Consider the following 14,392-nt stretch of genomic DNA (forward strand, 5'->3'; position numbering starts at 1 on the left):
CAACGCGGCCTGGCCGGCTGCCCGTCCCCGCGCCTGTCCGCCCGTAGGGCACATGGCTGGAATGAACGGGCACGGGGAACCCTCCGGGCGGCCGCGACCGGCATGTGCGGAGGCATACGGCTCAGACGTCGGCAGGAAGCGTCTGCTCACACCAGATGACCTTGCCGTACGGCGTCTGCTGTGTGCCCCAGCGCTGAGTGAGCTGCGCGACGAGCATCAGGCCACGGCCGCCCTCGTCGAACACTCGGGCTCTGCGCAGATGCGGCGCTGTGCTGCTGCCGTCGATCACCTCGCAGATCAGCGACCGGTCGCGGATGAGGCGTAGTTGGATGGGAGTGCCGCCGTAGCGGATGGCGTTCGTCACCAGCTCGCTGACCACGAGCTCGGTGACGAACCCGGCCGCCTCACACCCCCAGTCGTGCAATTGGCGGACGACGTGTGCGCGGGTTCCCGACACCGCTTCGGGGTCGGCGGGCACATCCCAGGTGGCGACCCGGTCGGCGTCGAGCTGCCGAACCCGTGCCAGCAGCAGCGCGGCGTCGTCGGTTCGATGGTCCGGCAAGAGCGCTTCGACGACCTGGTCGCACAGGGCGTCCGGCGGGGCGTGGCCGCCCGACAGTTCGCGCAGCAGCCGTTCAAGTCCTGTGCCCACGTCCTGCTGCCGGGACTCGATCAGACCGTCGGTGTAGAGCGCGAGGAGGCTGCCCTCCGGCAGCTCCACCTCGGTGGACTCGAACGGCAGTCCGCCCAGACCGAGGGGAGGGCCGGCCGGCAGGTCCAGGAGAGCGGACGTCCCGTCCGGCCGCACCACGGCCGGGAGGGGGTGGCCGGCGCGGGCAAGGCAGCAGCGACCGGATGCCGGGTCGTAGACGGCGTACAGACAGGTGGCTCCGATCTCGCTCGCGGCCAAGCCCTCCGCACCTGTCTCGGACTCGGACGCCAGTCGGATGACGAGGTCGTCCAAGTGGGTCAGCAGTTCGTCCGGAGGCAGGTCGACGTCTGCGAGGGTGCGCACCGCGGTGCGCAACCGGCCCATGGTCGCCGAGGCTTGGAGGCCGTGACCGACCACGTCGCCGACCACGAGGGCCACCCGCGCCCCGGACAGGGGAATGACGTCGATCCAGTCGCCGCCCACACCGAGCTCGGGAGCGCCCGGTAGATAGCGAAAGGCCGCCTGCACGGCGGACTGCTCGGGAAGTCGCTGAGGCAGCAGACTCCGCTGCAAGGTCAGGGCCGCCGCGCGCTCCCGTGTGAAACGCCGGGCGTTGTCCAGGCAGACCGCGGCTCGGGCCACCACTTCCTCCGCCAGGGACAGGTCCTCGTCGTCGAAGGACTTGGAGTGCCGCGACCGGAGGAACATCGCCACACCCAGCGTCGTACCGCGGGCATCCACGGGCACGGTCATCCAGGAATGGAATCCGTACTCCCGCACCTTGGCCGTGCGCAGCGGGTCCTCCAGCACCCAGGCCGCCTCGCTCGGGGTCCGGTACAGCACGGAACGCCCGGTGGCCAGGCAGTGGGCTTGCGCCGAGTTCGCCGGGTAGAAGTCCACGTCGCCCACGGGGACCACGGCTTCGGGTGTGCCTTCGTGAATGGACCGGTTGGCCACCCGGCGCAGCTCGGCCCCCGCGGCCGGACCGTGCGGGGGCTCCTCACCCGTGAGGAGCGCGTCCACCAGGTCGACACACACGAAGTCGGCAAGCCGCGGGACCGCCAGATCGGCCAGTTCCTGCCCGGTGCGCATCACATCCAAGGTGCGGCCGATGCTGATGCTGGCTTCGTTCAGCAGCGCCAGTCGCTCCTGAGCGCTGCGCCGCTCGGCCGTGTCGGTCACCGTGACGCACACGCCGACCACTCGGTCCGCCGGGCCACGCAGGGGGGCCAAGGAGGCGGTGAGACGCCGTTCACGAACGAGGTCGGGCGTGGTCGTGCCCCGCACGAGGGGGCCCTCATCCGACCGCCCGGTCTCCAGCACCCGGCGCATCCGTGCTTCCCACTCCTTGGCTCCGGCCCCGATCAGGGCTGCGGACAAGCGCTGACCGACGTGCTCCTCATCGGATACGCCCAGCAATCGCCGCATCTCCCCGTTCTGCAGTACGCAGTGCAAGTGGACGTCGTAGATCGCCACCGCGACGGGGCACTCGGTCTGGAACCAGTGCGTCAGCGTCTGGCCCGTCGGAAACGTCTCCTCCGTCTCCCGGGCCAGCAGCCACAGCGGTTCCTCACCGATGGCGCCGCCCAGGCGAGACGCCCGTACGGGCACCTGCCGGCTGTCACTCTCCGGGCGCCGGATCCCGAGCGTGCCGTGCCATTCGTCCGGGCCGGTCAACCATTGGGGCTGTGTCCCCAGCAGGTCAGCCACCGGGCGGCCGACGGCCTCGGTGGAGTCGAGACCGACCAAGAGGGACGCACTGGTGCTCCAGGCCACGACACGGCCGCGAGCATCCGTCACGGCGAGGGGCGCACCCGGGTCCCCGGAGCACATGTGCACTCCGGGAGACGCGATGACACCGTCATCCATGCCTTCCAGAGTGGCCCCGGGGCAGTGAACAATCAACCGGCGGGTGGCGACGTGGCCTCACAGCACTGCCGACCAGCAGGGGCGGCGAGTGCCCCTGTGATCACGCGCAGCCGGTTCGAGGCATCGCGCGGTCGCCGCAGCCGCCGCACTTCCGCGCAGGTGTGATCGTCCCTGAGCCGGACTGCGCCAGCCGTCACCGAAGAGGCGCGCGACGGCCATCACGATCGGGGTGGCGGCGATGCCCAGCGGCGCCACCCGGGGCGACCCCTGGGTGATGTCCTCCAGGTGGAGCGCGGACCAGTCGTTCATGGAGCCTTCGACGAGCTCCGCGAAGACCATGGCGCAGCCGAGCCAGAGCACTGCCTGGGTCGGTCGGGTGAACCCGCGACGGCGCTTGCCCTCCTTCTGCTCGGCGACCGGCCCGGACGAGGCGGCGGGGACGTCGTCGGTCCAGTGCCGTCGGCCAGTCGGGGGCCTCGGACAGCACGGGGGTGTGGCCACCAGGCTGAGCCGGGACGCAGGGCGACGCGGCGTGCCCCGGGGCGCTGCGTCAGGAACGTGATGAGCGGAAGGGAAGCCGTCACGCTCGCCCCGGTGGCCACGAGCAGCAGGCCCACCTCGCCGGTGCCCGGATGGAGGTCCTTGAGGGCGAGGATCCGGGAGGCCCGGGCGGCGTACTGGATCCCGAGGAAGCAGAACAGCGCGATGGCCAACCGTGTTCTCGCCGTAGCGCTCCGGGAGCCGGACCCGCGGGTGGGCCCGACAGCCGTGCGCGGCCCCTCCCCCTTCACGACCTGAGCTGCGCCGGCTGCTCGCCGCCCGGGCTGCTGCGCTTCGCCAACGGCTCCGTCGAGGTCCTGGCCGATCTCACCGCCGAGCCGGTGCCCCTTCCGTCCGGGGTCCGGGTACTGACCGCCTCGACGACCGTGAGCGACCGACTGCCGACCGAGGGAACGGTCTGGCTCGTCAGGCAGTAGCCCCGAAGGAGCCCCGGCGCGTCCGTCATGCCTGGTCGCAAGGGGTGCACTCCCTGCCCGCTCCAGTGGAGTGAACGATGGTTACAGCGACGGAAGCGACCGAACGGCGACAATACCGCGCCGTCGGCCGAGCCGGTCGACAGCCGGGCCGGCGCGAGGCGACCGGACCGCCGCCGTCGGTCCCGCTCGAAAAGTGCGCATACCCGCGGACGCCCAACCGGTCGACGAACGCGGCAAGTTCGTCGTCCCGGGCTTCATCGACTCCCACGCGCACGGCAGCGGACAGGCAGAGATCGACCTGCCGCTGCTCCCCGCGAACGGTGTCACCACCGCGCGCGACCTGAACGGTCAGGCACCGCTGTACGCAGGGCGTGAGCCGATCGCCGCCGCATCACCGTCTGTGCACGCACCCCGCGCGTCCAGCCGCCTGCTCTGCCCCGTGGCACCCGCGACCGAAACCGCTCGCGGGTGCCGGCCAACCGGCCTGGTCAACTCCGCTTGTCTCCGCGTCAGATACCCTTTCACGCGTCGTGCGGCCGGTCTGCGGAGACCGCCCGGGGGTGCCGGAGGCGGCGACCCACCGCTCGGCCTGGTCGCCAGGCGCCACATGGTCGGCCGGGGGCTCGGGTTGTGTGGTCACGCCGATGCTCGGGGGTGATACTGGGAGGCATGTCCGCGTCCCCTTCATCCCCGGCACCGAGCGCATACGAGTTGCTGCGCCGGCAGTGCTCCCTGCGGCTTCCCGCGTCATTGGACGAGCACACCGGTCCGGTGGCCGGCACGGTGGACCTGCCGTTGCACGTCGCCTGGTCCGGCCGCCGCACCTACGGGCTCGGCCAGCCCCGCTCCCGGATGAGCCTGTACCGCACGGTGCTGGCCGAAGGGCAGTCTCAGGACCTGATCGCCCTCCTCAACCGCGACCTGCTCGTCGCCCAGTGGCCGGTCCTACGGACGCTGATCAGCCGTCCGCTCCGCGAGGCGTGGGAGGACCGCTTCCCCGAACTGCCCACGGACAGGGCAGCCACTGCCGCGTGAAGCTCTCCGCGCTGCATCGTCGTCTCCTCGCCGACATTCTCGACATCGGAACCCCCTTCCCTCTCGCGCTCACCGGCGGCTGCGCCGTGCAGGTCCACGGCTTGGTGGACCGCCTCTCCCAGGATGTCGACGTGGCCACCGAGAATCCTGCGCCGATCGGCGACATCGTCCGCTCGGTGAGCGACGGGCTCACGGAGCGTGGCTGACAGGTCGAACAGATCGAGATCAGGGCGCTGACCGGTCGGCTCCTCGCCACCGCCCCCGGCACGGGGGAGCAGTGTGAGATCGACGTCCTGAAGGAGGTCCTCTGGCATCCACCGACGTCGAGCGAGTACGGCCCGGTGCTGTCACTGGACGATGTCATCGGGACCAAGGTGCGGGCACTCGCCGACAGAGGCGCGGTGCGCGACCTGATCGATGTCCACGCCGCCTCTCGACGCCGGTCCAGAGCGGACCTCGAGAACCTCGGTCGGCGCCATGCGGGGTACGCCTTCAGCCTCGAGGACCTTCGCGACCGCCTCGTCGGAGCGGAGTGGTGGGGTGATCAGGATTACGCCGACTACGGCCTTCGGCCCGAGGAGATCGACGCCCTGCGGGCCTGGGCTCTGCAGTGGGCCACCGACATCGGCGCACGCCTGCAGGCGGAGGAAGAACCCGAGGATCTTTGATCCCGCTCCGGGTCAGCGCGGCGGTTCATGTCCGCGCGAGCGCGCCGCGCCCCGCGGGCCGGCCCCGAGTGTGTTTCCTCAGCCCCGATCCGACGACAGGCCCTGACCGCCGTTCGCACGGTGTGGCGCGACCCGTCGCACGGCGTCGGTTGCGACACACCGGCGGCCTGTGCGACGACGCCCACGCCTGTGGCGCCAAGGCCCCGGCTGCAGAAGACCTGCTCGCGCCCTCGACGAGCCGTTTCCGGCACTCCTGCAAGGCCTCTTGACTTACCAGGTGACAAGGGCGGCGTGTTCCGGCCACCGGGCCCCCGGGGCGAAACGGCGGGCGCGGGTACGGCCGACCGCGCACTGCTTGGTTCGCGGTGCTGAAGGTCGTCGCTATCAGCCCGTTCCTGACGCCCGGCGTCCACGGCGACCCCCGGTGTCGTCCAGCACGAGCCGGGCAGGCATCGCGAACCGGTGGCGTCCAGTGACCCAGAACGGGCGTACGGATACCCGCCGGCGTCGACATCTCCGCCAGCCCCTGGGTCACCCACCGGCACCCCGACCACTGGCCGGATGCCGACCGCTTCGACCCGGCCCGCTTCACGCCCGAGGCGGAGGCGGGTCGCCCGCGCTACGCGTGGTTCCCCTTCGGCGGCGGCCCGAGGGCGTGCATCGGCCGGCATGTGTCGATGCTGGAGTCGGTGCTCGGACTGGCCGTCCTGCTACGGGAGTTCGAGTTCACGGACACGCAGGCGGGAGAGGTGCCACCGGGAGCGGGTATCACGCTGATGGCCGTGGGACCCGCACCGGTCCGAATCACGGCACGCTCCCGACGAACGCCGCGGCAGTGGTCGCTCGGCCGCTGGTCCCGGTCCCGCACCTGGTTTCCGGCGCCCCGATCGGCCGGCCGGAGGCGCCGTCTCTTCAGCCGGCTCGCTTCAAGCGCCACACCCTGGCCGCTGTCGGCCGCGTCGTAGTGCCACGCGTCGGCGCTGCCTACCGGGACACAGTGGCCGTGACAGGTCAGGCGTTGTCGGCGGTGAAGGGGCCGCCCTCGCCGAAGGCGAGTCGTGCGAAGTTCTCGCCGATGCGTCGGTGCCCATCGGGGTCGGGGTGGACCTCGTCGGGGAGCGGGAACTCGTCGTAGTCCTTCTCCCCGTAGAGGTCACGGCCGTCGAGGTAGTGCAGATTCGGGTCCTCGGCGGCCCGCTGGGTGACGATCCGGGCGAGTTCCTCCCGGATGACGGTGAGCGTCAGGCGCCCTGCGGCCCGTTCGGCAGGGTCGCCCGTCGCCTTGAACTTCAGGGTGCCGTCGGAGAAGTCGGGCATGAGAGGGCCGGGGGTGTCCTCCTGGACCGGGCACCAGACGGGCGAGACGACCAGAAGCGGTGTGGTCGGATGACCCTCACGGAGGGTGTCGAGGAATCCGTGGACGGCGGGGCCGAAGGCGCGCAGGCGCATCGCGTCGGTGTTGACGATGTTGATGCCGATCTTCACGCTGATCAGGTCCGCCGGGGTGTCACGCATCGCGCGGGCAGTGAACGGATCGAGCAGCGCGCTGCCACCGAATCCGAGGTTGACCAGCTCCACATCGCCCAGGGCCGCGGCCAGTGCCGGCCATACGGCGGTCGGATGGGCGGCGTTGGAGCCGTGGCTGATGGAACTGCCGTGATGCAGCCACACTCTGCGTCCGCCGTCCGATGCGGGTGCGACGGGAGCGTTGGTGCGCAGGGCGATCAATTCGGTGATCTCCGTGTGCGGGAGCCAGATCTCGATGTGCTTGTCGTGCGCCGGCAGGTCGGTGAAGCGTGCGGTGCCGGCGGGTCCCTCGTGCAGTTCGGAGGTCTGGGTGATCATGTCGGTGATCACCCGGACATTGCCGCCGGGCACGGTGGCCTGGCCCGCCAGGCGGCCGTCGACCCGCAGGTCGTAGACACCGTCCGCGGGGGCCGGGAAACCCTGGTAGGCGCGTTTGGTGGGCAGGGTGTCCAGTTCGACGGCAGTGGCCCTGGTGCGGAAGACGAGCCGTACCCCGGACGGCTGAGCTTCGGCCAGCGTCAGCTGCTCGTCGGGGATCTGCCGGCGCGCCCAGGCAGGCAGCCGGTGCGGAAGAAGACCACGCGCGGTCGGTTCGAGATCGAGGAAGCCGCGCAGGACGTCAGCGGTGATGGGGGTGACGGTCCAGCCGTACTCGGTACTCATGAATTCCGGTCCTATCGTCGAAGATGCATGGATCACGGGCACTCGGCGCGGTGGAACCCGCACGTCCCGTGATGTGTGATCCGGCGGTCAGGAGCCGCCCTGGTTGCGCAGCAGAGCGTCGAGCGAGTCCAGCGTCCAGAGCCAGGACTCCTGCGAATCGACTTCGGTGTGGCTGAAACCTCCGGCCAGTTCCAGGCTGATGTAGCCGTGGAAAACGCTCCCCAGCATGCGTACCGCGTGCGTCTGCTCCGGCTCCGCCAGGTGGTAGGCACGCAGGAGGGCGCGTGTCATCTGGGCGTGCCGGACACCGGCGCTGGCGGCCGCCATCTCGGAGTCGAGTCTGAGCCGGGTGGCGTCGTAGCGTCCGGGGTGCTCCCGGGCGTAATCGCGGTAGGCGCCCGCGAACGCGACCAAGGCGTCCTTGCCGGCCCGGCCGGCCAGGACGTCGGAGACCCGGTCGGCCAGTTCCTCCAGCGCGAACAGCGTGATCCGCGTCTTGAGGTCCCGCGAGCTCTTGACGTGCGAGTACAGACTCGCCGCCTTCACGTCGAACCGCCGAGCGAGCGCGGAGACGGTCACCTGGTCGAACCCGACCTCGTCGGCGAGTTCCGCCCCCGCCCGGATCAGGCGCTCCGGAGTAAGCCCTGCTCGTGCCATAACCACCCTTCCGTTGATCTATAGTCATTATGGATTTGCCTATGAGCTTTAGGCAAATTAGCCTGCCGTTATGAAGGCACTCACCGAGCAAGAGATCCGCAGGGCGTTCGTGAACTGCACCAAAGGCGAGGCCAAGCGCCTGTCCGTGCCCCGCGATCTGGCCGAGCGTCCGTGGGACGATCTGGACTTCCTCGGCTGGCGGGATCCTCAGGCTCCCGACCGGGCCTACCTCGTCACCGAACTCGAGGGCCGGCCGACGGCCCTCGCCCTGCGCAGCACCGGTGCCACCGCCTGGCAGACTCGACGCAGCATGTGCTCGATCTGCATGACCACGCACTCCGGAGGCGTCTCCCTCATGGTCGCGGCGAAGACCGGCAAGGCCGGGCAACAGGGCAACACGGTGGGCGTCTACATATGCAGCGACCTGGCCTGCTCGCTGTATCTGCGAGGCAAGAAGGAGATGGGCATGGGCGCACAGCTCCACGAGACGCTCACCCTGGAGGAAAAGATCCAGCGGACCACCGGGAACCTCGCCGCGTTCATCACCAGGGTCAGTTCCTGAGACGATCAGGCGCGCACGCGCGGTCAACACGTCGGACGACGAGTACCCGGGGTGGCGGCGCGGTGGCCTGGCGGTCCGGGTCGGCCGCGGTGCTGGGCCGGCCGGGCGGCCAGCGGCAGGGGGCCGGGTCGGGACGCGATCGGTTCGGGCTGGCAAGACACGGGCCCGGTGAGCACAGCGCGCCTCGTTCTGCCGTCGGCCGGCGACGGGGGCCCGCGCCGGTGTCCGAAGAGACCGTCGAGGAGGGTGCGGGTCCGAGGTTCCCTTCCCGGCCGGGGACGCACGCCGAGTGACCAGCGGATTCGCACCCTCGCCCACCGGCATGCCACGACTGAGGGCCCGCGGGGCCGCACTCGTCCGGCACCGGTGCAGACCCGCGGGGCACCATGTCGTCAGGGTGAGGACATCGCGCCTCAATACGGCCGGTCGCCGACGATGGTGACTCGCCCCATCAGCCGGAAGTCGGGGTGGTAGTCGCTGACCGTTCACCCATGCCCTCGCCGACCGGGAAGCCCGGCTCACGACAGCAGGCGCGGATGTGCCGAGCCGCCAGGAGCACGTGGAGCACGTGATCAGCCTGGGCGCAGCCATGCTGGCCGTCGACGGCAGCCCGTCGACCGACACCGCAGGTGATCAGGGCGGCCAGGAGCACCCAAAGGGTGGGAGTGCGGGACGTGCGGTGAGGCGCAGCGCTCGGCCGGCGGACTGAACCTGCCCCGGCGGCTGCCACGAAGTGACTGCGGACCGGCTCGGGGAGCGCGCAGGTGGAGGCCACAGACGCACGATCGCCTCACGGGACGCGGGCACCTACGGTGACGGTTCAACACGTGGATCAGTGCGGGCACCGCTCAGGACACGCCGGCCACACAGAACAGCCGGCGAAGACGTCACCGACGCCGAAGGCCCGGACGGCAGCCTCTGGTGGTTGCCGCTTCACCTGCGAACACCCCGCCGGGGCATGAGTTCGTACGACTCGGGCCCCGGTCGGAGGTGTCGGATCCCCACAGGTGCCGGCCGGTCCCTGCGGCGGCCAGGGGGCAAGGCGTCATCGAGGTGGCTTTATCCGAAGCGTCGCCGCGCGAAGTCGAGTTCGGCGTCGTCAGCCGCGCACGCACTGCTCGATCACCGCGGCGACGTGGGCCGTGGCAGGGGAATTGCGACCGGCCCGGCGTACCAGGAGAAGGTCGACCGTTTCGGGATCCGCCAATGACACGTACGTAACGCCCTCCAGGCTGAGACTTCGCACCGACTGGGGAACGAGGGCCACGCCATGCCCCGCCGCCACGAACACCACCAACGTCGCCGTCTCACTGACCTCCACCAGGGGCGAGGGTTCGAAGCCGGCGCGGCGGCACGCCGCCAGCACCCGGTCGTACATGGAGGAGCGTGCCTGGGAGGGATGGATCACGAACGGTTCGCCGGCCAGCTCCTCCAGAGCCACGACGCGGCGGCTCGCGAGCGGATGAGGGGACGGGAGCACCGCCACGAGAGGCTCGGAACGCAGCGCGGTGACGTGGACGCCTTCGCCGGGCGCAGCCTGCCGGACCACCACCAGGTCGTAGGTGTGGTCGAGCAGCCCCTCGATGAGCCGAGGGGCGAGGACCTCCCCCCGCAGGTCCATGGCCACCGCCGGGAGCTGTGCCCTCACGGTCCGCGCGACCCGCGGCAGGAGGTCGTAGGTCGCCGTCCCGATGAACCCGACGGAGACACGGCCCGCCCGCCCTGCCGCCAGCTCGTGCATGTGGGCGCGCGCGCGTTCCTCCCCTCCGACGAGGGTCCGGGCGTGATCGGCGAGTTGCCGGCCGGCTTCCGTCAGTGCGACGTGCCGTGTGGTCCGGTCGAACAGGAGGACGCCCAGCTCGCCCTCCAACTGTTTGATCTGCTGGGACAGGGCCGGTTGCGCCACGTGCAGGCGGGTTGCCGCGCGTCCGAAATGGCACTCCTCGGCGACGGCGAGAAAGTACCGGAGCTGACGAATCTCCATCAAATTTTTATAACACGGTCTTATCAATCCATAAGAATTGAGTGTTGGACGCGATGGAGTGCGCATCCCTACGGTGACGGAATGACCGAAAGCTATGTATACGCGGCAGCGAGAACGCCCTTCGGACGGTACGCCGGCGCCCTGGCGGAGGTGAGGCCCGACGACCTCGCCGCGCAGGCCATCGGCGGGGTCCTCGCCAAGACACCCGAGCTGGATCCCGCTGAGATCGGCGACGTCGTCTGGGGCAACGCCAACGGCGCCGGTGAGGACAACCGCAACCTGGGGCGGATGGCCGCCCTGCTGGCGGGTCTCCCCACCTCCGTTCCGGCCACGACGGTGAACCGCCTGTGCGGATCCTCGCTCGACGCGGCCATCATCGCCTCACGTGCCATCGAGACGGGCGACGTCGACATCGTGCTCTGCGGCGGAGCCGAGTCGATGAGCCGGGCACCCTGGGTCCTCCCCAAGCCCGCGCGCGGATTCCCCGCGGGGGACGTCACCGCGGTGTCGACCACGCTGGGCTGGCGGCTGGTCAACGAGCGGATGCCGAAGGAGTGGACCGTTTCCCTGGGGGAGGCGAACGAACAGCTCGGCGACCGTTTCGGCATTCCTCGCGAACGCCAGGACGCCTTCGCGGTCCGCTCCCACACCCTGGCCGACCAGGCATGGAACGCGGGTTTCTACGACGATCTGGTCGTGCCGGTCGAGACGGGAACCGCCGGCACCGTCCACCGGGACGAGGGAATCCGTCCCGGCTCCACGGTCGAGAAGCTCGCCGGGCTCAAGCCCGCTTTCCGGCCCGACGGTGTCATCACGGCCGGCAACGCCTCCCCTCTCAACGACGGTGCGTCGGCCGTGCTGCTCGGATCCGCCGACGCCGCCACCCGCATCGGCGACACGCCTCTCGCCCGGATCGCCGGCCGTGCCGCGACCGCGCTCGACCCGCAGATGTTCGGGTTCGCACCGGTGGAAGCGGCCGCCCGAGCGCTGAAGAACGCCGGCGTCTCCTGGGCCGATGTCTCCGCCGTCGAGCTCAACGAAGCCTTTGCCGTGCAGTCGCTGGCGTGCGTCGACGCCTGGGGAGTCGATCCGGACATCGTCAACACCAAGGGCGGAGCCATCGCGATCGGCCACCCCCTGGGCGCGTCCGGAGGAAGGATCCTGGGCACCCTCGCCCACCGGCTCCGCGAGTCCGGCGACCGGTGGGGTGTCGCGGCCCTGTGCATCGGTGTCGGTCAGGGCCTCGCCGTCGTACTCGAGAACGTGACGGGGAGGAAGCGATGAGCGCGCGGCTGTACGACGACGCGGACGAAGCGGTCGCCGGAATCCGGCATGGCTCGACCGTGCTGATCGGGGGATTCGGCATGGCCGGCATGCCGGTGGCGCTGATCGACGCGCTCCTCAGACAGGGCGCCGCCGATTTGACCGTGGTGTCCAACAACGCCGGCAACGGTGACACCGGACTCGCCGCCCTGCTCGCCGCGGGACGCGTCCGCAAGGTGATCTGCTCCTTCCCCCGCCAGGCGGACTCGTATGTGTTCGACGAGCTGTACCGGGCGGGAAAGGTCGAACTGGAGGTCGTCCCGCAGGGCAACCTCGCTGAACGGATCAGGGCCGCGGGCGCGGGAATCGGAGCCTTCTTCTGTCCCACCGCGGTGGGCACCCTCCTCTCGGAGGGCAAGGAGACCCGGGAGATCGACGGCCGCACCTACGTACTGGAGTACCCGATCAGGGGCGATGTGGCGCTCATCGGTGCCTACCGCGCCGACCGCCTGGGCAATCTCGTCTACCGCAAGACCGCCCGCAACTTCGGACCGGTCATGGCGACCGCGGCGACCACGGTGATCGCGCAGGTACGTGAGATCGTCGGGACCGGCGAGCTCGATCCGGAGGCCGTGGTCACCCCCGGCATCTATGTCGACCGAGTGGTGCAGGAGGTGGATCGGACATGAACCCGGCCATGGGCACATCGCACAGGAACGCCCCGCTGGACAAGCACGAGATCGCGGCCCTGGTGGCCGAGCAGATCCCCGACGGCGCGTTCGTGAACCTCGGCATAGGCCAGCCGACACTCGTCGCCGACCACCTGCCACCCGGCACCGGTGTGGTGCTGCACACCGAGAACGGCATGCTCAACATGGGCCCCGCCGCCCGGGGGGACGACGTCGACCCGGATCTGACCAACGCCGGCAAGGTACCCGTCACCGAGCTGCCCGGGGCGGCCTACTTCCACCATGCGGACTCCTTCGCCATGATGCGCGGTGGGCACCTGGACATCTGCGTGCTGGGCGCCTACCAGGTCTCCGCCGGGGGTGACCTGGCGAACTGGCACACCGGGGCGCCCGATGCCATCCCCGCCGTCGGCGGGGCCATGGACCTGGCGATCGGCGCCAAGCAGGTGTTCGTGGTGATGACTCTCTTCACCAAGGACGGCATGCCCAAGCTGGTGCGCGAATGCAGTTACCCCCTCACCGGGCTCGGTTGCGTCGACCGCGTCTACACCGACCTCGCGGTGTTCGACATCGCGCCCCGGGGAGTCAGCGTCACGCACACCTTCGGCACCACCTTCGACGAGCTCGCCGCACGGCTGGACATACCTCTGCTGGATGCCACCAAGCCGTGAGACGCGCAGTCCTCACCGAATTGCCGCGGTCGACGCGCGTTCGATCAGATGAGGGCTCTGGGGAACCACCACTCTGCGTGGTTCCCCTCCCGCGGCCATGTCCAGGGCGAGTTCGACCGCTTGGATGCCGAGTTCCTTGACCGGGAGAGCGACGGTCGTGAGCGCCGGCGTCAGAAAGCCGGCCAGATCGTCGTCGTGCAGAGCGATGATCGAGAGCTGCCCGGGAACCGCGAGGCCCATCGCCCGGGCCGCCGCGAGCGCGCCCACTCCCATGGGGAAAGTCGCCGCGAAGATCGCGGTCGGTCGGTTCGCCTCAGCCGCCAGAAGCCGTTGCGCACCGCTGAAGCCGGCGGCGTAGTCACGCCCTTCGAGCGAGACGGTGAGCGCATCGGCTCCGGCCGAGCGCATCGCCTCCCGAAACCCGTGCCGGCGCCGGACCATGGTGTCGAGGGACGGCGGGCCGAAAATGCCGCCGATCCGCCGGTGGCCGAGATCCGCCAGACGCTGCACCGCGAGAGCCGCCGCGTCGCCGTCGCGCAACACCACACTGGCTTTCACCGCTCGTACCTGCCGGTTCAGGAGCACCACCCGGTGCGGCGCCCACTCGGCGAGCCGGCGCAGGGCCTTGTCCTCGATCCGCCCGGAGGCCACGAGCATCGCGTCCACGCGCCCCTGCATCAGCATGTTCGTGATCGTCTCGTGCGGGTCGCCCGCCGCGTGCGTCCCCAGGACCAGACCGTAGCCTCTCGCGGCGGCATGCTCTTCCACGCTCTTCGCGAGGGCCGTATACATCGGGCTCGTGAAGCCGGGCAGCAACAGCCCGAGTGTGGTCGTGCGCGCGTTGCGCAGCCCCCGGGCCGCCACGTTGGCGCGGTATCCCAGCGATTCCGCCGCCTCCAGGATGCGGCTGCGGGTCTCGGCTGAGGCGAAGCCCCGTGGATCATCACGCAGGACTCGCGACACCAGGCTGGTGTGGACACCCACGGCCGCCGCGACGTCCGCCAGAGTGGGCCTTCGTGGTCCGGTCGGCTTGCGGTCCGTTGTCATCGTCGCCTCCGCTGCGGCTCTGTTGCGTCCGACCTGATGAACTTTTTATATCAAACGATTGACTGCCATGTAACACGCTTCTAGCGTTCTGCCCTACCGAATAGCGCGGAGCCTGCCGTGAGGCAATG

At 70.2% G+C, this 14,392-nt stretch carries 11 protein-coding genes and 2 pseudogenes; 7 read left to right on the forward strand and 6 right to left on the reverse strand.

Annotated elements, in window-relative coordinates; genetic code table 11:
- Positions 1 to 121 precede the first annotated feature (121 nt).
- Together ACF1DX_RS35540 and ACF1DX_RS35545 are read right to left on the reverse strand one after the other, a co-directional pair.
- On the reverse strand, positions 122 to 2,521 hold the full coding sequence (locus tag ACF1DX_RS35540) for a SpoIIE family protein phosphatase (protein ID WP_391795279.1): 2,400 nt from the start codon (positions 2,519 to 2,521) through the stop codon (positions 122 to 124).
- 57 nt (positions 2,522 to 2,578) lie between these two features.
- Positions 2,579 to 3,022 (reverse strand): hypothetical protein, encoded by a 444-nt coding sequence (locus ACF1DX_RS35545; RefSeq protein WP_391795280.1) that lies wholly within the window; start codon positions 3,020 to 3,022, stop codon positions 2,579 to 2,581.
- Positions 3,023 to 4,167: 1,145 nt separating this feature from the next.
- Here ACF1DX_RS35545 and ACF1DX_RS35550 point away from each other — a divergent pair.
- The 3 genes and pseudogenes from ACF1DX_RS35550 to ACF1DX_RS35560 form a co-directional block, all read left to right on the forward strand.
- Complete coding sequence (locus tag ACF1DX_RS35550; RefSeq protein ID WP_391795281.1) at positions 4,168 to 4,533, forward strand: hypothetical protein; 366 nt, start codon at positions 4,168 to 4,170, stop codon at positions 4,531 to 4,533.
- Positions 4,530 to 5,201 (forward strand): annotated as a pseudogene (locus ACF1DX_RS35555) (nucleotidyl transferase AbiEii/AbiGii toxin family protein). The gene ACF1DX_RS35550 and the pseudogene ACF1DX_RS35555 overlap by 4 nt, the downstream one beginning before the upstream one ends.
- A gap of 485 nt (positions 5,202 to 5,686) precedes the next feature.
- Positions 5,687 to 6,016 (forward strand): annotated as a pseudogene (locus tag ACF1DX_RS35560) (cytochrome P450); the annotation flags it as partial.
- Positions 6,017 to 6,212: 196 nt separating this feature from the next.
- Here ACF1DX_RS35560 and ACF1DX_RS35565 read toward each other — a convergent pair.
- The gene (locus ACF1DX_RS35565; RefSeq protein ID WP_391795282.1) at positions 6,213 to 7,391 is read right to left on the reverse strand and encodes a GDSL-type esterase/lipase family protein; all 1,179 of its coding nucleotides are present in this window, start codon (positions 7,389 to 7,391) and stop codon (positions 6,213 to 6,215) included.
- A gap of 87 nt (positions 7,392 to 7,478) precedes the next feature.
- The gene (locus ACF1DX_RS35570; RefSeq protein ID WP_391795283.1) at positions 7,479 to 8,048 is read right to left on the reverse strand and encodes a TetR/AcrR family transcriptional regulator; all 570 of its coding nucleotides are present in this window, start codon (positions 8,046 to 8,048) and stop codon (positions 7,479 to 7,481) included.
- A gap of 70 nt (positions 8,049 to 8,118) precedes the next feature.
- Between ACF1DX_RS35570 and ACF1DX_RS35575 the strand changes: the two genes are divergently transcribed.
- Positions 8,119 to 8,610 (forward strand): FBP domain-containing protein, encoded by a 492-nt coding sequence (locus ACF1DX_RS35575; RefSeq protein WP_391795284.1) that lies wholly within the window; start codon positions 8,119 to 8,121, stop codon positions 8,608 to 8,610.
- Between the two features lie 1,099 nt (positions 8,611 to 9,709).
- Here the strand turns inward: ACF1DX_RS35575 and ACF1DX_RS35580 are convergent.
- Positions 9,710 to 10,594, reverse strand: a complete 885-nt coding sequence (locus tag ACF1DX_RS35580) for a LysR substrate-binding domain-containing protein (RefSeq protein WP_391795285.1) — start codon at positions 10,592 to 10,594, stop codon at positions 9,710 to 9,712.
- Positions 10,595 to 10,675: 81 nt separating this feature from the next.
- Between ACF1DX_RS35580 and ACF1DX_RS35585 the strand changes: the two genes are divergently transcribed.
- The 3 genes from ACF1DX_RS35585 to ACF1DX_RS35595 are packed head-to-tail and all read left to right on the forward strand — an operon-like array spanning position 10,676 to position 13,217.
- Positions 10,676 to 11,878 (forward strand): thiolase family protein, encoded by a 1,203-nt coding sequence (locus tag ACF1DX_RS35585; RefSeq protein ID WP_391795286.1) that lies wholly within the window; start codon positions 10,676 to 10,678, stop codon positions 11,876 to 11,878.
- A complete protein-coding gene (locus ACF1DX_RS35590; RefSeq protein ID WP_391795287.1) occupies positions 11,875 to 12,546 on the forward strand; it encodes a 3-oxoacid CoA-transferase subunit A in 672 nt (223 codons plus the stop codon). Before ACF1DX_RS35585 ends, ACF1DX_RS35590 begins: the two co-directional genes overlap by 4 nt.
- An 8-nt stretch (positions 12,547 to 12,554) precedes the next feature.
- Positions 12,555 to 13,217 carry a 3-oxoacid CoA-transferase subunit B gene (locus tag ACF1DX_RS35595; RefSeq protein ID WP_391795288.1) on the forward strand — a complete coding sequence of 221 codons (663 nt, stop codon included), beginning with the start codon at positions 12,555 to 12,557 and terminating at the stop codon, positions 13,215 to 13,217.
- A 12-nt stretch (positions 13,218 to 13,229) separates the two neighbouring features.
- Here ACF1DX_RS35595 and ACF1DX_RS35600 read toward each other — a convergent pair whose 3' ends face one another.
- The gene (locus ACF1DX_RS35600; RefSeq protein ID WP_391795289.1) at positions 13,230 to 14,264 is read right to left on the reverse strand and encodes a LacI family DNA-binding transcriptional regulator; all 1,035 of its coding nucleotides are present in this window, start codon (positions 14,262 to 14,264) and stop codon (positions 13,230 to 13,232) included.
- Positions 14,265 to 14,392 lie beyond the last annotated feature (128 nt).

It is taken from the genome of Streptomyces sp. NPDC014676, from assembly GCF_043084105.1.
Classification (GTDB): Bacteria; Actinomycetota; Actinomycetes; order Streptomycetales; family Streptomycetaceae; genus Streptomyces.